Here is a 20,414-nt window from a genome sequence, read left to right as displayed (position 1 = left end):
CCGCCGGTCACACGGTCACGGGGACGCCCACCTGGCAGCAGCCCTCCCGCGCCGCGAGCGGCCAGGGCGCGAAGCCGTCCTCGGGGGTCTCCACGAAGACGCGGTGCCGGTGCGCGGCGACACCGGTCGCCGGCCGCCCGAGCAGCCTGGCCAGCACGTACGCCGCGGCCAGGCTGGTGACGTCGCGGATGGTCCCCAGAGGCAGGAGCGACCGGGTCTCGGCGATCGCCTCGTGCTCGCCCGCCCTCAGCACCACCCTGGTCTCGCGGGAGACCCCCTGCGCGGTGATGGCCACGGCGATGTTGTCGAGGTCGTCGGAGCCCACCGCGGCCAGCGCGGCGGCCTGGCCGAGGTGCAGGCGCTCCAGCACCGCCCGGTCGCCGCCGTGGCCCGCCACCACCGGGATGCCGTGGGAACGGGCGATCCGTACGTTCGGCGCGTCGGGATCCCGTTCCACGCCGACGACCGGCACGCCCAGGCGCTGCAGCTCGTGGCACAGCCGCAGCCCCACCTGCCCGATGCCGACGACGATCACATGCCCGAACCGCGGCACGGTGCGGGGCCCGATCAGCCCGACCAGCCGGGGACCGAGCATGCGGTCGACGAGCCCGGCGGTGAACATCGCGCTGAAGCCGACGGTGCCGAGCATGAAGGCGCCGGAGACCACCTGGTAGAGGGCGGAGTGGTGCGGTGCGGCGGCGGGCCCGACGGTGGTGACGACGCGGGCGGCCTCGAAGAACGCCTCGGCCGGCGGGTGGCCGAGGGCCAGCAGCCAGGCCCAGTCGCCGGCCAGCACGGCGATCATGCCGGCCATGCCCGCCAGCATGATCCGCGTGCCGGCGTCGTGCGGCCGCAGCTGCCCGGCGAGCCGCCGCAGCCGCGACCGCGCCGAGGCCCGGCGGGGCCGCCACGGCTCGGCCTGGAGCCCCCCGCCGACCACCCGTACCGCCTGGGCCCCGCGGCCGCCGTGCCGGAGCGCGGCGAACGACGCGTCCACGCACGGCCCGGCCAGGGCCGGCGCCACCAGCTCGCCGAGGGAGGTGACGTCGCACTGCGGCAGCAGGCGCAGCAGCTCGTCGGCCACCGTCCGATCGAAGATCGTCACGATGATCGGGACCCGGGCGGAGATGTGCGCGATGGCCAGCGCGTACCGCAGGGCCGCGACGTCGTCGTGCAGCAGTACCGCGACCCCCTGCGGGCGCGCGGTCATCGCGGCGCGCAGCTCCTCGTCCCGGGGGTCGATGAGGTGCTGCACGCCGTGCCCGCCCTCGTGCAGCGACGCGCACACGTGGCGGGCGAGGTTGGTGTCCCCGATGACGAGGAACGAGCGGGTGCCGTGCGCGTCGGACGGCCCGGTCACGACGCGCGTTCTGCGGCCGGCCCGCCGCAGTCGTCCGACGTGTACGGATCGCAGGCCAGGCACCGCGGCGTGCCGCAGGTGACGCAGCTGGCCATGCTCCTCCCGCAGTGGCAGGGCTGGTTCTTCTCGTCGGTCGCGGGGGCAAGGGCGGTCGGCACGTTGCTCACTTCCTGGCTCGTCCTTCTGTCAGGTCCCCGACGCTGAGCGGGGGTTCGCGAGTGACTGTGCGGCGGTGCCGGGAAACCGCAGGTGCGCGTGCCGACCAAAATCGGGCGGGTCCGCCGGATCAGGTGCGGGGGACGGCGGCGGCCGGGGGAGTGAAGGTGCAGGGCAGGCGCTTGTAGCCGTTGATGAAGCCGGACATGAGCCGGTCCGGCTCCCCGGCGGTGATGTCGGGCAGGCGGGTGAACAGCTCGCGGAGCATCACGGTGATCTCGCGCCGGGCGAGGTTGGCGCCCAGGCAGAAGTGCGGGCCGGGCCCGCCGAATCCGACGTGCGGGTTCGGCGAACGGGTGATGTCGAACCGCTCCGGGTCGGTGAAGACGCTCTCGTCGCGGTTGGCGGACCAGTAGAACAGCGTCACCCGGTCGCCCTTGCGGAAGGTGTGGCCGTTCATCTCGTGGTCGCGGGTGAGGTTGCGGCGCATGAAGATGACCGGGCTGCTGAACCGGACGATCTCCTCCACGGCGCCCGCGATGCGCCCGTCGAAGTCGGCCAGCAGCAGCTCGCGCTGCTCGGGATGCTCGGTGAACAGCCTCAGGCCGTGCGCGATCGCGTTGCGCGTGGTCTCGTTGCCGGCCACCACCAGCAGCAGGAAGAACGTGGCGAACTCGCGCGGGGTGAGCCGCTCGCCGTCGACGTTGGCGTTCACCAGGGCGGAGGTCAGGTCGCCGGTGGGCGCGCCCCTGCGCTCCCGGCCGAGCCGGGCCGCGAGCCGGTGCAGCCGCCATCCCGCGGACGCGATCGTGCCGAGCATGCGCAGCGTGGCGAGCCGGCCCATCCGCGCGGTGCCGCCGGCGCCGTAGTCCACGGTGGCGCCCACGTACTCGGGGTCGGAGTAGCCGACGATGACGTTGGTCCACTCCACCACCCGGCGGTGGTGCCGGGCGGGGATGCCGAGCATGTCGCAGATGACCTCGACCGGCAGCCGCACCGCGACCCGCGACACGAAGTCGCCGCCGCCGGCCTCGATCAGCTCGTCGACGATCCGGGCGGCCCGCCGCGCGATGTCGTCCTCGGCCTTGGCGAGCATCCTGGGGCTGAACGCGCGGGACACGATCCGGCGGATCTTGGCGTGCCGCGGATCGTCCATGTCGATCATCGAGTTGAAGTACCTGTCCATCCAGCGCGGCATGTCGGCCGGGCTGGTGGCGCTGGGCTCGCTGCTGAAAACCGCCGGGTTCCGGCTGGCCTCGGTCACGTCCGCGTGGCGTACCAGCGCCCAGGACCCCGGGCTCTGCCCGAGGAAGGGGAGCCTGGGCAGGGTGAAGAACTCGGGACCGGGACGGGCGCGCAGCAGCGCGAAGGCCCGGGCCCGCTCCTCCAGCGGCCGGGTCCAGAACCGCAGGTCGCTCAGATCGATGTCCGCGCTCTCCATGGCCATCGGACCTCCCAGTCACACCGCGATGGAATTCTGGTGAAGCCATGCACCAGAATTATCTGGTGAGAACGATCCCCAGATTCGCGGGCGGCGTCAAGGGGTGCGGCACAATCGGGGCTGTGACGTCCGAGCCGCCCCGCGCCCGCACCTACCGCGGCGTTCCCGCCGAGCAGCGCCGCGCCCGCCGCCGTGCCGAGTTGCTGCGCGCCGGGCTGGAACTCCTGGGCACCCAGGGACGGGCGGCCATGACCGTACGGAAGGTGTGCGCCGAGGCCGGGCTCAACGACCGCTACTTCTACGAGAACTTCCCGGACCGGGACGCCCTGCTCCTCGCGGTCGTGGACGAGCAGATCGCGCGGGGCACCGACGTGATCCTGTCCGCCGCCCGCCAGGCCCCCCGCCACCCGCACGCCCGGACCCGCGCGGTGGTGACGGCCGTCCTCGACTTCCTGACCACGGACCCGCGCCGCGCCCGGATCCTCACCCACGAGTTCCCCGCCTCCCCGCTCCTCCAGCGACGCCGGCTGGAGATCGTCCGCTCGCTGGCCGCGATCTTCGCCGCCCAGGCCGCCGAGGTCATGGACGAGCCCGCCCTCCCAGGCGGCGACCTGGAACTGACCGGCCTGACCCTCACGGCCGGCCTGTGGGAGCTGTTCACCACCTGGTTCCGCGGCGAACTGGACATCGACCGGGACCACCTCGTCCGCTACACCGTCGCCCTGATCCTGAGCACCGCCGACCTGGCCGCCCCGCTCCACCAGCGCCTCCGCTGACCGGCCCGCGACGCGTCCCGGCGGCGGGCCGTACCCGCCCGCCCGGAGCCGCCGCGTTGCCGCCGAAAACCCTCCGAGGGGCCGGCGCGTCTTGTTAGAGCAGGCCGGATCGCGACGGCACGCGGTGCCCCGGCCGGCCGGAGGAGGCGGCGTGGACCCGTTCAGGATCAGCCGGCGCGACGTGTGGGCGGTGGGGTGGCGCGGCTGGCGCGGCCGGCTGCGGAGTTCCGGCGTGCTCCTGCCGCTGGCGCTCGGGCTCGGGATGCTGGCCGCCGGGGGATGGTGGTACTGGGACGCGCAGGCGTTCGCCCGGCGTGCGGTGGTGGCCGAGGCCACGGTCGAGAAGGCGGAGGCGCCGTACCGGCTGGACCGGGAGGACGGCCCGCCGATCTTGGCCTACCACGGCACCGTGCGCTATACGGCCGCGGGCAGGCCGGTCACCGCCAGGATCAGGCTGGGGACCTGCGAGCGCGGTCCCTGCGCCCGGCTCGCGCCCGGCGCCCGGCTGGCCGTCGCCTACGATCCCGAGGCCGTGGGGCGGGCCAGGCGCGTGCCTCCGGGCGGGCTGTCGGCCGCGCCGAACCCGGCGATGCTGCTGCTCGCCGGATTGGGAGTGCTGTTCGTCGCGGCGGCGGTCCACTCCCTGTTCTCGTTCAGCGAACCCGCACCGTGACCGGCGCGAACCGCCATCATGATCGGATGACGAACTCCTGGCCGATCCGGCACTTCAGTCAGGCCAACCCGGCGGGCCCCGGGCAGGGCGATGTCCCCGCCCTGCTGCGGAGGGTCGCCGACTCGATCGAGAAACTGGGCGCGGTCGAGGTCCAGGACCTCGTCATCCACCAGGAGATCAACGCGGACGGCCCCCTCGTGAGCGCGACCGTCTACTTCCATCCCGCGGAACCGGCCCCGTAGCCGCGCGGTGCCGGAGCGTTGCTTTTGTCGCAAGGTATGACGCCCTGGCCGTCCCCGACCCCACCGTCCGGCAGGTTGCCCTCGTCCTGCTGGTCGGCCTGCTCGGCATCACGGCCATCAACGCCGTGCAGCTGCGCCATCTGCTGCGGCGGCCGGTCGTGGCGGAGGACGAGGAGTCGCTGACCGCCGACGTCATCATGCGGATCGAGGACGCCCGCGACCTCACCATGCCGACCGTGCAGATATCGCTGCCCATGGCGCTGCTGTTCGGCGCCGCGCCCGGCTGGTGGGGTGCGGCCGCGGTCGCCTTCCTGGTCCTGAGCCTGGCCGCGTACGTCGCCCTCCGCCTCAGGGCGCCGTCGAGCGCGACGGTGGCCCGCCGGGCCATGGGCCTGCGATGATCGTCATCGACTCGGCCTCGCCGGTGCCGCCGTTCGAGCAGCTCCGCGCGCAGCTCGCGCGCCGGATCCAGGACGGCGCGCTGGCCGTGGGCGCCCGGCTGCCCACCATCCGCCACCTGGCGGCCGACCTCGGCCTGGCGGCCAACACGGTCGGCCGGGCCTACCGGGAACTGGAGGAGGCCGGGCTGATCGAGACGCGCGGGCGGGCGGGCTCGTTCGTGTCGGCCGCCGGCCGGGAGGGCCGGGAACGGGCCCGCCGGGCCGCCGCCGAGTACGCGGCCCTGATCGCCGGCGTCGGCATCGGCATCGACGAGGCGATCCGCATCGTGCAGGCGGCACTGGCCTCCGCCACGGCGGCACCGGCCTCACCGCCCGAGCCCGCGTGAATACCTAGGACCGTACGCGGCGGGCGCGGCGGTAGGACCAGCGCAGCAGGCGGAACACCTGCAGCCCGAGAACGGCGGCCATCGCCATGTACAGCGTGCCGCACAGCCACGCCAGATGCCCCTTGAAGATCGCCTGGCCGACGGCGCCGTCCCGTACCAGCTGCACGGCCGTCAAGCAGCGTTCCCGGCTCCACGCATGCCCTCCAGCATCGTCACCCCATGAGCGGACGCCCCGCCCGGGCAACGGTTCCTCATACGGGACGCTTCCACCGAAGTCCACCCGGAAGTCACGCAATATAAGACCACGGGAACCGCGGCCCCGGCGGCTTTTCGATCAGCCCCGTACGGGTTCCGCCGGCCGCGCCGATCGGCTGCGCCTTCGGGCCTCAGCCACGGAGTTCGGTCAGGCGCGCGTAGAGCATCGCCAGGCCGGGCGGGGTGTACGGCGGCGGCGTGGAGTGGCGCTCGCCGTTCGCCGCGGGAGCGAACACCCCCACCGGATAGAAGAAGACCCGGCGCTCGGTGTCGGCCGTCCGCAGGTACACCTCCCAGTAGCGCAGCGACGCGTGCAGGGAGATCTCGGTGACGTCGTCCCAGACGTAGCGCCAGCGGCGCAGCGCGCCCACGATCGTGATGCCCTCGGCGTCCACGATGGCCCGGCTGCGCAACGCGGCGGCGGCCGTCACCAGGGCCGCGACGGCGACGGCCAGGAGGATGATCGCGCCGAGCCCTTCGAGGTACGGCAGCCCCCGGAACAGCGCGCGTACCAGCAGGCCGGCACCGACGCACAGGGACGCCACCAGCGCGGTCATGATCAGCAGGTAGCGGTGGCAGCGCACGGTCCGTCGTTCCATGCGACAGATGTCTAGCAGGCCCCGACCCGCCCCATGCACGCGCGCCCGCTCCAGCATCCGGCGGCCCCCGACGCCGGGCGCCTCGTCCTCCTCCCGGTGGACTTCACAGGTGGCCCAATGGCCTTCGGAGCCGCCCTATCCACCAACGCCGCGGCGACCCTTCGCGTCGGTGGCTCCGTCCTTCGTCAAGCGGCTGATGGACCACCTTCGGCCACCGGCCTCCCAGTGACATCTGGCCGGCGGTGTTGGCAACATGATCACAATCGGCTTCTGAGAATTGCAGCAGAGTGGCGGTACCCAGCCAAAGGATCGACGTGGCCCTGTCTGACTCTCCTAGGCCCGCCGCGAGCGGTTGCCCTTTCCCGTTCGTCCCGACGGATCCCGCCGAACCCCTCACTTTCGATCCCACCGAACCGGCTCCCGTGCCACCGGCGCTCAGCGGCGAGAAGATCGCCAAGGTGGCACTGCCACCAGGGCAGGATGACACCGAAGCATGGTGGGTCAGGGACTACGCCGCCGCCAAGAAGGTGTACCACCTGGACGATGTCTACCGGCGGCACGACGCCGACGGGATAGCGCCGTATCTCAAACTCGCCCCACTGATCGCCGCCCAGGACGGCAGGCATCTGCGGGACATGCGCAGCCTGGTGGTCCGCGCGTTCACCGGTGCCAACATGAGCCGCTTCCGGCCCACGGTCGAGGCCCTGGCCCGAACGTGCCTGGACGACCTGATCGGCTCCGGAGAACCCGCCGACCTGGTCCGGCATCTCGCGTGGCCGCTGTCCCTCAACGCCGTGGCCGAACTCATCGGTGTCCCCGCCGAGGGGCGGGAGCGGTTCCATGTCTGGGGCGACATGCTGCTGTCCACCGGTCCTGACCGCCGGACGGAGAACGCTCGGGCGATAGCCGAGCTGACCGCCTACGCCGGCGGGCTCATGGCCGCCCAGGCGAACGACTCTGACGGCGGACTGCTGGCCCATGCGGTCTCCAGAGGCGCCGAACTCGGCATCGACGAGGGGGAGTCGGCGCTGCTGGTCGCGTCCCTCGCGGTCGCCGGGTGGGAGGCGACCGCGGCAGCGATCGCCGGGAGTGTGTACAAGCTGCTCACCACTACCGACGAAACGGGCGTCGGCCTGTATCACCAGGTGTGCGCCCGGCCCGAGCTGATCCCGTCCGCGGTGGAGGAACTGCTTCGGGTGATGCCCAACTCGTGGTTCGAGACCGGGCAGCCGCGACGCGCGGCGGTCGATACCGAACTGGCCGGTGTCGAGATCAAGGCCGGAGACCTGATCCTGGTCGCGCACGACCTGGCCGACCGCGACCCGCAGGTGTTCGCCGAACCGGACCGTATCGACCTGGCTCGCACCGACAACCCGCACTTGGCGTTCGGGCACGGCGCGCACTACTGCCTGGGCGCCGGCCTCGCGCGGCTGGAGCTGAATGTAGCCCTCGAACAGCTGACGGCCCGTCTGCCCGGACTGCGGCTCGCCGTCGCACCGCACGAGGTGGGGTGGAGCCGGGCCACGCCGATCCGCCGACCGAACGAGGTACCGGTGGCGTGGAGCGGGTCCGTACGAGCTCCGGTGTGACTCCTGACCGAGGAGTGACGGCTGATGACGGCCGGATCAGGTGTCGTGCTCGGTCAGGGAGGGGGCGTGGTGGGCGAGGAACAGGTGGGCGATCAGGTCGCCGCGAGAGCCGGTGCCCGACTTGGCGAAGATCGACTTCAGGTGGTCCTGCACCGTGTACGACGACACGTGCAGGCGGTCGGCGATCTGCCTGGTGGACAGACCCCTGGCCACCAGTTCGGTGACGCGGCGCTCGCTGCCGGTGAAGCCGTAGGCGTCGACCATGAGGGGCGCCATCTCGGCCGGGCGGGCGACTTCCAGGGTCACCGCGACCTGCGGTTGCGTGTCGTCGAGTAGCGAGCCGCGGACGAGCAGCCACTGACCGGCCCGGGTACGCGCCCGGGCTCTGGCCGGCCGGGCGGCGGCCGGGGCAGGTGTCGTGCTGGTCGCGGAGAGGGAACGGGTACGGCGGGCCACAGCGGAGATCACCAGTGGCAATCGGGTGCCCGGTCTGTCCCCGGTGCCCAGCTCGTCCAGCAGGCGGTCCGCCGCCTTGTTGGACATGCGCACGCCGTCGTCGGCGTCGAGGACCAGCAGGCCGATGTCGCCGTCCTCGGCCCGCGCGCCGTCGAGCAGCAGGCCGCGCCGTAGTCCATCGGTGATCAGCGGGGCGACCGATGCCGCGAACTCCACCTCGGCCGGGGAGAAGTACGGGCGCTCCGTCTCGCGGAAGACGGTCAGCTGCCCCCATGTCCCGGTGCCGCCGGCGAGCACCACCCGCAGCTCGTCGGCGAATCCGCCGGGGCGGCGGATCTCCCGGCGCCGGGGGCTGCGGTCGAGGTCACCGCCGGTGGCCTCGCTCAGGCTGCCGGCCGGGCGGCCGGCGCGGGCGAGCCGGGCCCACGTGTTGAAGTCCGGCTCGCGTATCTCGATGTCCACGAGCCGGAGCAGCTCCGCGGCGGGCAGGCCGTTCTCCACGAACTCGGCGGTCGGGAGCAGGGGCGCGGGGTCGGTCGTCATCAGGCAGGTGCCCTCGGCGGGCACGGCCCGGCACAGCGCGTCGCCGGCGGCCCGGGCGAAGTCCGGCACGGACAGCCCTCGGTGGGCCAGCCTGACGATCTCGTCGCGGACGCGCGCGTGCGGCGCCATCGCGTTGGCCACGAGCGAGAGCTTACGACGATCGGGGGCATCATCCCAGGAATCTGGGATACCGCCCGGCTTCGCGATCTCGCATGCTGGGCACGCCGCCGCCGCGCGGCGTCCCGTTGGCCGTACCGAGAGGACCGGAAGCGTGAGCAGGACCGTGCTGTACATGTCGATGTCGGTGGACGGGTTCATCGCCGGGCCGGGCGCGGCGCCGGGCAACGGGCTCGGCGACGGAGGGCATCGGCTGCATCGGTGGTTCCTGCCGGACGCCGGCGCCTCCTCAAGGGGAGACCTCGGCCATCTCGCGGGCGCGGACCGTGAGGTCATGGACGAGGCGATGGCCACCGGGGCGGTCGTCGCCGGCCGGCGGACGTTCGAGCTCGCCGGCGGCTGGGGCGGCGACCACCACGACGGCGTGCCGATCTTCGTCCTGAGCCGCCGCCGGCCCGATCCCGGCCTGGAATGGCCCGGGGTCACCTATGTGAACGACGTGACGGCCGCGATGCGCATGGCCAAGGACGCGGCCGGCGGCAAGGACGTGCTGGTCCACGGGGCCCGCACCGCCCGGCTGGCGCTGGCCGCCGGCGTCCTGGACGAGCTGCGGATCCACCTGGTCCCCGTCCTGCTCGGGCAGGGCGAGCGGCTCTTCGAGGACATGCCGCCCGACCACGTCGAGCTGGAACCGCTCCGCGCCACGGACGGACCGGGCGCGGCGCACCTGAGCTACCGCGTGCGGACGGAGGTCTGAGGCGATGGCGCTCATCCGGCTCTACATGACCATGTCCCTGGACGGCTACGTCGCCGGGCCGGAGGACGGCCCGGACGCGCCGATGGGCATCGGCGGGTTCCGCCTCTTCAACTGGCTCGACCGGCGCCACGACCCGGGACCCAGCGGCCAGGTGTACGGCGAGGTGCTGGCCACCCGCGCCGTCATCTCCGGCCGCCGCACCTACGAGCACGCGGGCCGCTGGCAGGGCGACCATCACGACGGCGTGCCCGTCTTCGTCCTGACCCATGAGGTCCCGGACGGCCCGCCGCCGGGCGCCGTCCGCTACGTCACCGACGTACGCGAGTGCGCCGAACGGGCCCGCGCGGCGGCCGGGGATGGCGTCGTGATGGTGCACGGCGCCGGTGCGGCGCAGGCGCTGCTGCGGGCGGGGGAACTCGACGAGCTGGAGCTGCATCTCGTGCCGGTCCTGCTCGGGCAGGGACGCCGCCTGTTCGAGGGCCTGCCGGCCGAGCACGTCGAACTCGAACTGCTCCGCCGGCTGGCCACGCCGCGGGACGAGGATCCCGCGCGGCAGGTCACGCACCTGCGCTACCGCGTCCGCCGCCCGTGATCCGCGGCCGTCCCGTCAGCGGCGGGAGAACTCGGCCCTGACCCGGCCGGACCAGATGAACGGCTGGATGCCGAGCCAGATCAGGCCCAGGAGCATGAGCGGGGCGATGAGCGGGGCGTTGTGGTCGGAGTCCAGGTCGAGGCCCGAACCCGCCGCCTCGTAGATGGGCGCGACCCAGAGCAGGGCCACGACGCCTTCGACGGCCACGGCCGCGGTGAGCAGGGTGCGGCGGGCGAGCGGGTCCGCCACCCGCCTCGCGAGCGACGGGTTGACGGCGGCGAAGGCGAGCATGAGCGCGAGCGTGCTCAGCAGCCAGGAGATCTCGAATCCGGCGAGGGGTTCGATGACCGGGAGGTCGTCGGAGGACCGGTGCGCCCGCACGAGAAGGGCCTCCACGTGGACGCCGCCGAGGATCGCGGAGACCAGGACGAGGACGAGCGCCGGCCGGTGCGGCAGGAACCACAGCCCGCACATGACGATGAACGCGGCGGCCACGGGCAGCAGCAGGATGGCCGTGGCGGGTGAGGGGGAGATGATGGGACGCCCGTCGCCGGTCTCGTCCCCCCATGGCCCTGCCAGGAAGGCCAGGACGGCGAGCGCGGTGCAGACGAGGGCGGCCCTGACGAGGGGCGTCCGGTAGCGCGGTGGCGGGACGGCACCGGCGGGCGGGCGGAGGACCGCGGTACGGGGCGGCGGCGGGTGCGGGACGGCCCGTCCCGCGTCGGCGGTGGTGGCGGCCGTGGGGTTCAGGGCGGCGTTGAGCAGGTCGCGGACCTGGGCGTGGGAGAGCCGTTCGCCGGGATCCTTGCGCAGGAGGCCGTCGAGGGCCTGTGCCAGCGGGCCGCCGCACCGGGGCGGCGGCGGCCGCCGGGTGGCGATCGCGACGAAGACGGCTCCGTGGCTGGGCCCGTCGAACGGGCGGCGGCCCTCGACCGCCGCGTACAGGGTGGCGGCGAGCGACCACAGGTCCGAGGCCGGGGTGACGGCCCTGCCCTCCACCTGTTCGGGGGACATGTAGGCGGGCGTCCCCAGCACCATGCCCGAGCGGGTGATGGTGGCGTCGCCCTCCAGCGCGGCGATGCCGAAGTCGGTGAGCAGGACCCTGTCGCCTTCGAGGAGCACGTTGGCGGGTTTGACGTCGCGGTGGACGACGCCCTGGGCATGGGCGGCCGAGAGGGCGTCCAGCATCGCGAGCCCGATCGCGGCGACCTCCCTCGGGGGGAGCGCCTGCCGCTCGGCGAGCCGCTGTTCGAGGGAGTGGCCGCGGACCAGCTCCATGACGATCCAGGGGCGGCCGTCCTCGCCCTTCACGCGGTCGTGGACGGTGACGATACCGGTGTGCCTGAGGCGGGCGGCGGCGCGGGCCTCGCGTTCCATCCGGGCGTACCAGTCGCGCCGTTCCCGGTCGGGGACCTGCTCGGGCACCCGGAGTTCCTTGACGGCCACCTCGCGGTCGAGGTCGATGTCGTGGGCGCGCCACACCGAGCCCATGCCGCCCTGGCCGATCCGGCCGAGATTGCGGTACCGGCCCGCCAGTATCCCGCCACCCTCCCAGTCCATGATCGGAACCTACCGGTGCGGAACGCCCGGGAGAAGGCGATCCGGGCTACCTGGAGACATCTATGTCTGTCTGGAAGTGGCCCGCCCACCCGCCCCGGCCGGACGTTCCGCCGGCCCGATGCGCCGGTCAATCACCCGCGGGTGCCGGGGAATCGGGGGAAGTGCTCGTCCGGCAGCGGCTCGCCCGCGGTGAGGCCGAGCGGGTCGGTGACGGGGTGGGCGGGCCCGGTCGCGAGGGTCAGGCCGGCGTCCACGTAGATGATGACGTGGGCGATGCGGGGATCGTCGGTGAGGTTGGGCGTGGCGCTGTGCGCGAGGAGGGAGTGGTGGAACGTGCAGTCGCCCGCCCGCAGCGGGACGGTGACGCGGTGCTCCCATTGCAGCTCGGGCGCCACGGCGAACATGTCCGCATGGTCGGACAGGTCCTGCGGGCGCAGCCCGTCCAGGTGCTGCGAGCCCGGGATGAACGTCATGCAGCCGCGGTCGACCGGGACGTCCACCAGCGCCACCCAGGCCGACAGCGCGTGCCGGGAGCCGGCGTGAGGCCAGTACGGCTGGTCCTGGTGGAACTCGGTGGCGGCCCCGTTGTGCGGCTCCTTGATGAGGAGCTGGTCGTGCCACAGCCGCAGCGGGATCCCCGCCAGCCGGGACGCGATGGCCGCCAGGCCAGGGTGCAGGGTGAGCTCCCGCAGCGTCTCGTCCTGGCGCCAGAGCTGGAGCAGCTGGGTGAAGATCATCCCGTCGTGGTTGTCGCGGACGCTCTCCCTGACCGCCAGCGCCGCCTCGGCGTACCTGGCGGCGTCCGTCCGGGAGATGACCCCGGGCACATGGACGAAACCATCACGGCGGTAGGCGGCGACGGCGTCCTCGGAGAGGTTCTCGGGGGTGGTGCGGGGGCGTGCTGCGACGGCGTTCATTCTCATCTTCCTCGCGTTCCGGTGAGCCGGTCACGACAACTGTCGCGATCACGAGGGGCGCGCGGCTAGCACAGGAACCCGGCAGGTGTAGCACAATCTTGACGGTCGCCTGCGGAAGGAGGGCCCGGTGCATCGCGTGCGGCGAGCGGAGGTCTTCCCGCCCGGCGGGCCGCCGGCCGTCGCCGAGCGGTACGAGCTGCGCGACGGCGCCTCCCCCCACGGCCACGACTTCATCGAGCTGGCCGTGGTCACCGGCGGCACCGCGACGCACGTGTCGGCCGCGGGCGAGCGGGAACTGGACCGCGGCTCGGTGGCGATGCTCCGGCCGGGCGACTGGCACGGCTACCGGGACTGCCGCCGGCTGGTGGTCCACAACCTCTACGTCGGCCCGGAGGTGTTCCAGCGCGAACTGGCCTGGCTGCGCGACGACCCGCGGCTCGGCCGGGTCCTGCACGACGCCGGCCGCTCCGGCCACCCGCTGCGGCTGGACCCCGCCACGCTGCACATCGTCGAGACCGGCCTCACCGCGATCGCCGGCCGGCCGCGCCCCGAACCCCCGCACGCCGTACTGGTGGGCCTGCTGCTCTGCCTGCTGGGCGGCACGGCCGCGTCGCTCCCCGCCGACGCCGGCCCGGCCGGGCGTACCCACCCCGCCGTGACGGCCGCGGCGCGGCTGCTGGAGGACGACGTCCAGCGCGCCTGGAGCCTGGACGAGCTCGCCGCGGCGGTCACCACGTCACCGGCCTACCTGGCCCGCCTGTTCACCGCGCAGCTGGGCGTCCCGCCGATGACCTACCTGGGCAGGCTGCGCGCCGAGCGCGCCGCGGCGCTCCTCATCGAGACCGACCTGCCCGTCGCGGCGGTCGGGCGGCTGGTGGGCTGGAACGACCCCAACTACGCCAGCCGCCGCTTCCGGCACCACTTCGGCTTCAGCCCGGCCGCCTACCGCACCCGTTTCGGACGTGCCTAGCCAGGTCGCTCGTACGGTGTACCGGCTAATGTGAGACGACGTATCGACACAAAAGCCGCTGCTCTCAGCACTGATTCCGAGAAGTGACCCAGGTGGCGGGCGAGCGCCGTGAGGAGCGTGGCCATGGCGGCGGGGCAGCGGCCGGATCCGCCGTACCGGACGATCGCCGCGGAGATCCGGTCCAGGATCGAGTCCGGCGAGCTCAAGCCCGGCGACCGGGTGCCGTCGATCCGCCAGATCGCCCAGCGGTGGGGCGTCGCCGTCGCGACCGCGACCAGGGCGGCCGCCGTCCTCCGCGAGGAGGGCCTGGTGGAGGCGCGGGTCGGCGCGGGGACCGTGGTCAGCGCCCCCAGCGCCCCCAGCGCCCCCAGCGCCCCCAGCGCCCCCAGCGCCCCCAGCGCCCCCAGCGCCCCCGGCCCGCGCAGACCTCCCCGGCCGCCGGCGGAGCCCGGCAAGCACCCGCGGCTGCTGGAAGCGGCCATCGCGATCGCCGACGCCGAAGGGATCGACGCGGTGTCGATACGGCGGCTCGGCGCGCACCTCGGCGTCCGGCCGATGTCGCTCTACCAGAGCATCGCGAGCAAGGAGGAATTGCTGACGCGGATGGCCGACCACGCCTTCGGCGAGATCACCCTGCCGGAGGACGGGCCGGAAGGGTGGCGGGCGAAACTGGAGTTCATCGCCCGCGCCGAACGGGAGCTGTGCCGGCGCCACCCCTGGCTGCCGGCCACGGTGTCGTTCACTCGGCCGTCGTTCGCGCCGAACATGATGGCGCACACCGAATGGGTGCTCGGCGCGCTCGGCGGCCTCGGCCTCCCGATGGAGATCCGGATGCGCGAGGCCCTCACCATCCACATGATCGCCCTGGCCGCCGGGAACTCCGTGACAGCGGAGGAGGACACGGAGAACGAGACCGGGATGAGCCTGGAACGCTGGAACGCGACCCCGCACGTGCGGGAGCGGAAGATGCTCAACCGCGCGAGGTTCCCCTTGGCCGCCCAGGTCTCCCCGGGAGTCGTGGGAGACCTCGAAGCGCTCTTCGAGTACGGACTCGCGCGGCATCTGGACGGGTTCGCCGCCATGCTCGCCGACCGTCCGAACGGCCACCGCACCGGCACCGCCACCGGCGAGGATCGGTAGTCCAGCGGCCCGCGGCCCAGGCGTCAGAGGTTCTGGATCTCGGTGTGGGCGCGGGCGAGCATGGCGATGGCGCGGGGACGGCCCTGGAGTTCCTCGGAGAGCAGCTCCAGCGCGGGCAGGAGGCTGTGCGTGGGCACGCCGCGGGTGGCGAGCAGGCCGGCCGCCCAGGCCAGGAAGCCGCTGAACAGGTCCGGGTCGTCGACGTAGAGGGCCGCGCCGAGGAAGTCGACGATGTGCGCGACGTCCTCGGCCGTGTGCCGCAGCTGCTGCTCGCTGTAGGCGGCCATGGCGGGGAAGCGGGCCGCCAGGCCGGCCAGCACGTGCCGGACCAGCTGCGGCGCCGTCCGGCTGACGTGCGCGTACTCCATGTCCGCGAGGTGCGGCAGGTCGTCGATGACCTGGCGGTGGACCCTCCGCGGCTCCGGCGGCGGCCGCTCCGCCAGGCGGTCGGCGGCGGCGCGGGCGTCGCCGGCCCAGGCGTCCGCGCCCAGCCGGGCGGCGTAGCGTCCGCCGGGGCCGAACGCGGCACCGCCGACCATGACCGGGGTGCCGGTCGCCCGGCAGGCGACGATCGCCGCGTGCGCCGCGGGCAGCCGGGTCGCGATCGACGACGACAGCGCGATGACCGCCGGGCCGGTGCCGTGCAGGTAGGAGACCAGATGCTGGGTCGGCACCTGGGCGCCGAGGTAGTCGACCCGCCAGCCGCGCAGCCGCAGGACCTCGGTCACCAGCCGCGCGGGCAGCGCGTGCCACTCGCCGTCGATGCACGCCACCGCGACCCGGCCGGGCCGCCGCCGCGCCGCCTGCCGTTCCCGGACGGACGGATGGTGCGCGAGCGCGCTGATCACGCGTTCGTTGACGGCGGTCGCGAGGTGCTCCTGCGCCACGCTCAGCCGGTTGGCCGCCCACTCGCTCCCGATCCGGCCCTGGAGCGGCGCGATGACGTCGAGAAGCAGGGCCTCGATGTCGAGCCCGCCGTCCAGCGCCGCGACGGCGATGTCGGCCGCGGTGGCCTCGTCCCCGGAGGTGACGGCCTCCCAGAGACGGTCGGTCAGCGAATCCGCCGCGTGCGTCATGTCCCTCCCTGCCGGGGGGCGCTGATCGCGATGATCGCCATGTCGTCGTGCCGGTTGCCGCGGACCCATTCGGCGGCGAGCATGTGGACCCGTTCCACGAGCGCCTCGGGGAGCATCCCGCCGCAGCCGGCCAGCCCCGCGTACAGCCGCTCCTCGCCGAACATCTCGTCGCCGAGCGGGCCGCCGAACGCCTCGGTGATGCCGTCGGTGAACATCAGGCAGGTGTCGCCGGGCCGCAGGGTCACCTCCGCGGTCGTGGAGACGATCTCGTCCAGCACACCGATCAGCGAGCCGCCGGTCGCCGCCTCCTCGATCGGGCCGCCGGTCCGGACGATCAGCGGCGGGGCGTGGCCGGCGCTGGTGAGCCGGACGCGCACCTGCCGGTCCTCCCGCCGGACCGAGGCCAGGACCAGCGTGGCGAACCTGGTGCCGCCGTCGTGGAGCAGCGCCGCGTTCACGAGTTCCAGCACCCGCCGGTGGTCCGCGGCCAGCGGCAGCAGGGCCCGCAGCGTGGTACGGATCTTGCCGGTGAGCACCGCGGCCTCCAGGCCCTTGCCGGCCACGTCTCCGAGGACCACGAGGGACTCGCCGCCGGACTCGGCCGGGTACACGTCGTAGAAGTCGCCCCCGACGCGTTCGGCGTCCCCGGACGGCCGGTAGCGCGCCGCGAGCTCGATCCCGGGCAGGTGCTGCGCCGGCGGGGGCAGGAGATCGCGCATCAGCGTCTCGGTGATGGACGCCTGCTCGCCGTACAGCCGGGCGGCCGCCATCGCCGCCCCCGCCTGGCGGGCGAAGAGCCGGACCACCGTCTCCTCGCCCTCCGAGAATCCCGCCCGGCCGCGGCGGCGCAGCAGCAGGACCCCGGCCGGGACGCCCTGCCCCGGAAGCCCGATCACCGCGATCGCGCCGCCGGCGCCCGGCTCCGGCCGCGCGACCCAGCCGGGGACGTCGGACGGGTCGATCCAGCGAGGGATGGGGAGCCCGTGCATCGCCTCGGCGAGCCCGGGCACCTCCGCGGGGTCGATCGCCCGTTCCTCGTGCACGGGGTTCCCGTCCGGACCGCAGTAGGCGACGGGGTGGGTGTGCCCGGACGGCACGGCGATCACCAGGGCCGCATCGGCCAGATGCCGGGCGGCCAGCCGTACGGCGGCCTCCATGCACCGTTCCAGATTGAGCGAACCGAGGAACCAGCCGGACTCCTCCGCCAGGAACGCCATCCGCCGCCGCTCGGCCGCCAGCTCCTCCGCGAGCCGGGCCCGCTCGGTGACGTCGGCCAGCCACCAGTCCGTGGGGACGGGACCGCCCTGGGCGCCGTGCCGCGGCACGGCCCGGGCCTCGAACACCCGGTCACCGATCGGCCCGCCGGCGGTCGCCGTCCCCGCGCGTCCGCTCCGGGCAGGCTGATCTCGCAGCGCGCGGTGCGCGTCGGCGAGCCAGCCCGGCGCCGCGTCGGCCAGAGCGCGACCGGCCGAGGCGCCCAGCAGCGCCCGTGCCGCGTCGTTGAGCTGCGCGACCAGCCCGGACGGCTCGACCGTCAGGACCGCGTGAGGAGCCGACCGCGACACCGGGTCGAGGGCACCGGGAGAGCCGTCGTCTCCGTCTTCGGTCATGGCATCGAACCCGAGCCCGGGCGGGGCTCCCCCTCCCCTTCGGACGCACCTGCAGTGGATCTTCTCCACTCCGAGCCTAACCGACACCCGCCACGCCCTGTCACGCGACGTAGCCTTATGACTCCGGACCGTCCGCGTCGCCGACCTCACTACATGGCATCGCCGGGCTCGGTGAGCAGGGCGGCGCGGCCCGTGCCGCGCGCCTCCGCCAACGCCGCGATACGGGCGAACAGCCGCGAACTCATCGTCTTCCGCCACTCCGGCAGCGGCTGCACCAGCCAGCCGGAGTGCTCGGCGGGGTCGACGACGATCCGGTCGAGTTCCCCGGCGGTCAGCACCCCGCCGTCGAAGACGAACCCCACCTTGGCGCACGGCCATCCCGAGCCGGGGCCCAGGAAATGCGTCAGCAGCAGCGAGGGAGGCCCGGTGAACGCGATCCCGGTCTCTTCCCGGCACTCCCGCACCGCCGCCGCGAACGGCGTCACGTCACCATGGTCGACGTTGCCGCCCGGCAGTTGCCATGCCTCGGCCTTCTGCGCCGACCGCAACGCCAGCGGATGACCGTCCTGGTCGGTGAAGTACAGCCCCGCGTACATGGTCGCGCGAGGCAGGGTCCGCACGTATTCGTCAACCGGAAGCCAGGTCAACAATCCTCCACAGGGCGATAGCGGCGCCGGGCGGCGCATCTCGATGCGTGCACGTTTCCGCCGCGAGTGGACGGCTTCGGACGTTCGCTGGTGTCGTCGAACGCGCGGGAGCGGGCGCCCCCGCCGCGGTGACGAGGACGAGTTCCGTCCGCCGCAGGGTGGCGTCCCATCGCTCCCGGACCTCGCCGACGACGCACCCCAGGATCCCGGCGGCTCCGTTCGCCCGCGCGAGGCGGGCGATGCTCCGGGCCGCGTGGTCCGCGTCCCGGGACCGGCGCAGCAGGTCGCGGACCTCCTCGTCGTCCAGGCCGCGCCAAAGGTCCTCCGAGCAGAGCAGGTAGCGGTCGCCCGTCCACGATCTCACCCGGACGCGCCGCGAGCGGCGCTCTCGCCCAAAAGCACGAACGCTTCGAGCCGTACTCACGAGCTGTTCCTGTATGAGATACAGGCCACATCGCCCGCGCAGATGTCACATCCGGGCGCCGCCGTCCCTCTCGGATGCGTACGCGCTCTCGCCAGGAGGAGGCTCGTCATGGACGACGGCCCGGAGACCCCGTCCCGGATCCCCGAGGACCCCGTGGACCGTGCGACGGACGTGTTCGTCGAGCACCGCGAACTGCTGTTCTCCATCGTCTACAACCTGCTCGGCAGCGTCGCCGACACCGAGGACGTCCTGCAGGAGACCTGGCTCTCATGGGTGGGCAAGCAGCGCGACGCGGGCGAACCGGTCCAGAACCCGCGCGCCTACCTGGTGCGCATCGCGGTGAACCACGCGCTCTCCCAGCGCGCCCGCATCAGCCGCCGCCGCGAGACCTACGTCGGGCCCTGGCTGCCCGAACCGCTCGTCTCCCCGGCCGCCGCCACCGGACCGCACGCGGACGGCGCGCTCGACGCCGCCGACCAGGTGCAGCGCACCGAGTCGGTGTCGCTGGCGCTGCTGGTGGTGCTGCAATCCCTCAGCCCGCTGGAGCGGGCCGTCTTCGTCCTGCACGAAGTCTTCGCGTACGGCCACACCGAGATCGCCGGGATCCTCGACCGCAGCCCGTCGGCCGTCCGGCAGCTCGCGCACCGCGCCCGCGAGCACGTCCACGCCCGCCGTCCCCGCTACCAGGCCGACCCGGGCGTGCAGCGGCAGGTCACCGAACGGTTCCTCGCCGCCGCGCTCGGCGGCGACATGGACGCCCTCATGCAGGTCCTGGCGCCCGACGTGACCCTATGGACCGACGGCGGCGGCAAGGTCAGGGCCTCGATACTGCGCCCGGTGCACGGCCGCGACAAGGTCGCCCGGCTGATCAAGGGCGTCGCCGGGCGCGACGACGACCAGGCGCTGGAGGTGCGCTACCGCACGGTCAACGGCGACCCCTCCGCGCTGCTGTTCGCCGACGACGCCCCGTTCGCCGTCATGGTCCTCGATCTCAGCCCGGACGGCGACCAGGTGACCGGCATCTACGCCGTCACCAACCCCGACAAGCTCACCCACGTCGAGCAGAGCGACCAGGGAGCATGAGCGCACCCGCGTGAGCACGAGGACGAGGGCGCCGCGGCCGAACGGCGATCGGCCCAGCCCACGCGCCGAACGCGCGGGCTGGGCGACGACCCTGCTCAGGAACGGACCGACCGCGCTTCCGCGTGCTCCGGCCCGCCGCCGTCCCGCGTCCGCGCGGGAGAGGTGGCGCGGGCCAGGAGGACGAGGTTGGCGATGACCGCGGGGACGAGGACGAACAGGAGGGGGACGAGCAGGTCCTCCGACAGCGAGGGGCCGGTGGCCAGCCGGTCCCAGCGGGCGATCGCGATCGACGCCGCGAGCGATGCCCAGAGTGCGGTCTCGATGCCGGCGAGCCGTTCGCGGGCGCGCAGGTGGAAGCCGGCGGCCATCAGCGAGATGACGGCGATGCCGACGGCGGCCAGGGGGGTCGTCCATTCGAGCCGGTCGACGAGCATCGGCACGACGAGGACCGTGGCACCGGCGACCTCGCTGACGCCGATGACGATGGTCATGATCCGGGGCACCTGGTCGAAGCCGGTCCAGCGGTCGATGCCCCTGCCCGCCACCTTGGGCGCACCGGCGGCGAAGAAGAAGAGCGCCAGGAAGCCCTGGGCGGCCCAGACGGTCGAGTTCAACACGGATTGATCGCTCCTTGTCTCCGGCGA

Annotated in this window: 24 protein-coding genes; 11 read left to right on the top strand and 13 right to left on the bottom strand. The window is 73.6% G+C overall.

All coding sequences use genetic code 11. The features are described from left to right. Window positions 1-7 precede the first annotated feature (7 nt). The 3 genes from ACA361_RS12730 to ACA361_RS12720 all read right to left on the bottom strand — a co-directional run bounded on the left by ACA361_RS12730 (window position 8) and on the right by ACA361_RS12720 (window position 2,963). Window positions 8-1,360 (bottom strand): potassium channel family protein, encoded by a 1,353-nt coding sequence (locus ACA361_RS12730; RefSeq protein ID WP_375012113.1) that lies wholly within the window; start codon window positions 1,358-1,360, stop codon window positions 8-10. Then, a complete protein-coding gene (locus tag ACA361_RS12725; protein WP_375012112.1) occupies window positions 1,357-1,527 on the bottom strand; it encodes a hypothetical protein in 171 nt (56 codons plus the stop codon). Before ACA361_RS12725 ends, ACA361_RS12730 begins: the two co-directional genes overlap by 4 nt. A 119-nt stretch (window positions 1,528-1,646) precedes the next feature. Beyond that, window positions 1,647-2,963, bottom strand: coding sequence for a cytochrome P450 (locus ACA361_RS12720; protein WP_375012111.1), 1,317 nt, complete (start codon window positions 2,961-2,963; stop codon window positions 1,647-1,649). Window positions 2,964-3,079: 116 nt separating this feature from the next. Between ACA361_RS12720 and ACA361_RS12715 the strand changes: the two genes are divergently transcribed. The 5 genes from ACA361_RS12715 to ACA361_RS12695 all read left to right on the top strand — a co-directional run bounded on the left by ACA361_RS12715 (window position 3,080) and on the right by ACA361_RS12695 (window position 5,435). Next, the gene (locus tag ACA361_RS12715; protein WP_375012110.1) at window positions 3,080-3,733 is read left to right on the top strand and encodes a TetR/AcrR family transcriptional regulator; all 654 of its coding nucleotides are present in this window, start codon (window positions 3,080-3,082) and stop codon (window positions 3,731-3,733) included. A 151-nt stretch (window positions 3,734-3,884) separates the two neighbouring features. After that, on the top strand, window positions 3,885-4,406 hold the full coding sequence (locus ACA361_RS12710; protein WP_375012109.1) for a DUF3592 domain-containing protein: 522 nt from the start codon (window positions 3,885-3,887) through the stop codon (window positions 4,404-4,406). Window positions 4,407-4,432: 26 nt separating this feature from the next. After that, a complete protein-coding gene (locus tag ACA361_RS12705) occupies window positions 4,433-4,648 on the top strand; it encodes a hypothetical protein (RefSeq protein WP_375012108.1) in 216 nt (71 codons plus the stop codon). A 125-nt stretch (window positions 4,649-4,773) separates the two neighbouring features. Further along, complete coding sequence (locus tag ACA361_RS12700) at window positions 4,774-5,049, top strand: hypothetical protein (protein WP_375012107.1); 276 nt, start codon at window positions 4,774-4,776, stop codon at window positions 5,047-5,049. Continuing rightward, entirely contained in the window at window positions 5,046-5,435 is a 390-nt protein-coding gene (locus ACA361_RS12695) for a GntR family transcriptional regulator (protein WP_375012106.1), read from the top strand. The genes ACA361_RS12700 and ACA361_RS12695 overlap by 4 nt, the downstream gene beginning before the upstream one ends. Window positions 5,436-5,439: 4 nt before the next feature. Here the strand turns inward: ACA361_RS12695 and ACA361_RS12690 are convergent, their stop codons facing one another. Both ACA361_RS12690 and ACA361_RS12685 read right to left on the bottom strand, forming a co-directional pair. After that, window positions 5,440-5,610: a hypothetical protein gene (locus ACA361_RS12690; protein WP_375012105.1), complete on the bottom strand. Its 171-nt coding sequence runs from the start codon at window positions 5,608-5,610 to the stop codon at window positions 5,440-5,442. Window positions 5,611-5,821: 211 nt separating this feature from the next. Then, the gene (locus ACA361_RS12685) at window positions 5,822-6,289 is read right to left on the bottom strand and encodes a PH domain-containing protein (RefSeq protein ID WP_375012104.1); all 468 of its coding nucleotides are present in this window, start codon (window positions 6,287-6,289) and stop codon (window positions 5,822-5,824) included. 314 nt (window positions 6,290-6,603) lie between these two features. Here ACA361_RS12685 and ACA361_RS12680 point away from each other — a divergent pair, with 314 nt between their 5' ends. After that, window positions 6,604-7,878 carry a cytochrome P450 gene (locus tag ACA361_RS12680; protein ID WP_375012103.1) on the top strand — a complete coding sequence of 425 codons (1,275 nt, stop codon included), beginning with the start codon at window positions 6,604-6,606 and terminating at the stop codon, window positions 7,876-7,878. Between the two features lie 36 nt (window positions 7,879-7,914). On the opposite strand, the gene ACA361_RS12675 is transcribed toward ACA361_RS12680, so the two are convergent. Beyond that, a complete protein-coding gene (locus ACA361_RS12675) occupies window positions 7,915-9,018 on the bottom strand; it encodes a LuxR C-terminal-related transcriptional regulator (RefSeq protein ID WP_375012102.1) in 1,104 nt (367 codons plus the stop codon). 130 nt (window positions 9,019-9,148) lie between these two features. Between ACA361_RS12675 and ACA361_RS12670 the strand changes: the two genes are divergently transcribed. Together ACA361_RS12670 and ACA361_RS12665 are read left to right on the top strand one after the other, a co-directional pair. Beyond that, on the top strand, window positions 9,149-9,751 hold the full coding sequence (locus tag ACA361_RS12670) for a dihydrofolate reductase family protein (RefSeq protein WP_375012101.1): 603 nt from the start codon (window positions 9,149-9,151) through the stop codon (window positions 9,749-9,751). A gap of 4 nt (window positions 9,752-9,755) precedes the next feature. Beyond that, complete coding sequence (locus ACA361_RS12665) at window positions 9,756-10,343, top strand: dihydrofolate reductase family protein (protein ID WP_375012100.1); 588 nt, start codon at window positions 9,756-9,758, stop codon at window positions 10,341-10,343. A gap of 15 nt (window positions 10,344-10,358) precedes the next feature. Here ACA361_RS12665 and ACA361_RS12660 read toward each other — a convergent pair whose 3' ends face one another. Both ACA361_RS12660 and ACA361_RS12655 read right to left on the bottom strand, forming a co-directional pair. After that, window positions 10,359-11,903, bottom strand: a complete 1,545-nt coding sequence (locus ACA361_RS12660) for a protein kinase (protein ID WP_375012099.1) — start codon at window positions 11,901-11,903, stop codon at window positions 10,359-10,361. Window positions 11,904-12,034: 131 nt separating this feature from the next. Next, window positions 12,035-12,820 carry a phytanoyl-CoA dioxygenase family protein gene (locus ACA361_RS12655; protein WP_375012098.1) on the bottom strand — a complete coding sequence of 262 codons (786 nt, stop codon included), beginning with the start codon at window positions 12,818-12,820 and terminating at the stop codon, window positions 12,035-12,037. A gap of 127 nt (window positions 12,821-12,947) precedes the next feature. Between ACA361_RS12655 and ACA361_RS12650 the strand changes: the two genes are divergently transcribed. Both ACA361_RS12650 and ACA361_RS12645 read left to right on the top strand, forming a co-directional pair. Continuing rightward, window positions 12,948-13,790 carry an AraC family transcriptional regulator gene (locus ACA361_RS12650; protein ID WP_375012097.1) on the top strand — a complete coding sequence of 281 codons (843 nt, stop codon included), beginning with the start codon at window positions 12,948-12,950 and terminating at the stop codon, window positions 13,788-13,790. Window positions 13,791-13,913: 123 nt separating this feature from the next. Continuing rightward, a complete protein-coding gene (locus ACA361_RS12645) occupies window positions 13,914-14,930 on the top strand; it encodes a TetR/AcrR family transcriptional regulator C-terminal domain-containing protein (protein ID WP_375012096.1) in 1,017 nt (338 codons plus the stop codon). A 23-nt stretch (window positions 14,931-14,953) separates the two neighbouring features. Here ACA361_RS12645 and ACA361_RS12640 read toward each other — a convergent pair whose 3' ends face one another. The 4 genes from ACA361_RS12640 to ACA361_RS12625 form a co-directional block, all read right to left on the bottom strand. Next, window positions 14,954-16,006: a B12-binding domain-containing protein gene (locus ACA361_RS12640; protein ID WP_375012095.1), complete on the bottom strand. Its 1,053-nt coding sequence runs from the start codon at window positions 16,004-16,006 to the stop codon at window positions 14,954-14,956. Further along, window positions 16,003-17,616: a SpoIIE family protein phosphatase gene (locus tag ACA361_RS12635; RefSeq protein WP_375012094.1), complete on the bottom strand. Its 1,614-nt coding sequence runs from the start codon at window positions 17,614-17,616 to the stop codon at window positions 16,003-16,005. The genes ACA361_RS12640 and ACA361_RS12635 overlap by 4 nt, the downstream gene beginning before the upstream one ends. A 149-nt stretch (window positions 17,617-17,765) precedes the next feature. After that, window positions 17,766-18,236, bottom strand: coding sequence for an NUDIX domain-containing protein (locus ACA361_RS12630; RefSeq protein ID WP_375012093.1), 471 nt, complete (start codon window positions 18,234-18,236; stop codon window positions 17,766-17,768). Window positions 18,237-18,243: 7 nt separating this feature from the next. Beyond that, on the bottom strand, window positions 18,244-18,627 hold the full coding sequence (locus ACA361_RS12625) for a hypothetical protein (protein WP_375012092.1): 384 nt from the start codon (window positions 18,625-18,627) through the stop codon (window positions 18,244-18,246). A 168-nt stretch (window positions 18,628-18,795) separates the two neighbouring features. On the opposite strand from ACA361_RS12625, the gene sigJ reads away from it, so the two are divergent. Continuing rightward, window positions 18,796-19,770 carry an RNA polymerase sigma factor SigJ gene (sigJ, locus tag ACA361_RS12620; protein WP_375012091.1) on the top strand — a complete coding sequence of 325 codons (975 nt, stop codon included), beginning with the start codon at window positions 18,796-18,798 and terminating at the stop codon, window positions 19,768-19,770. Between the two features lie 95 nt (window positions 19,771-19,865). Here sigJ and ACA361_RS12615 read toward each other — a convergent pair whose 3' ends face one another. Continuing rightward, window positions 19,866-20,387 carry a DoxX family protein gene (locus ACA361_RS12615; protein WP_375012090.1) on the bottom strand — a complete coding sequence of 174 codons (522 nt, stop codon included), beginning with the start codon at window positions 20,385-20,387 and terminating at the stop codon, window positions 19,866-19,868. Window positions 20,388-20,414 lie beyond the last annotated feature (27 nt).

Origin of the sequence: Actinomadura sp. 21ATH (assembly GCF_041951345.1) — a bacterium.
In the GTDB taxonomy this organism is placed as follows: Bacteria; Actinomycetota; Actinomycetes; order Streptosporangiales; family Streptosporangiaceae; genus Spirillospora.
This window is presented reverse-complemented; position numbering and strand designations above follow the sequence as displayed.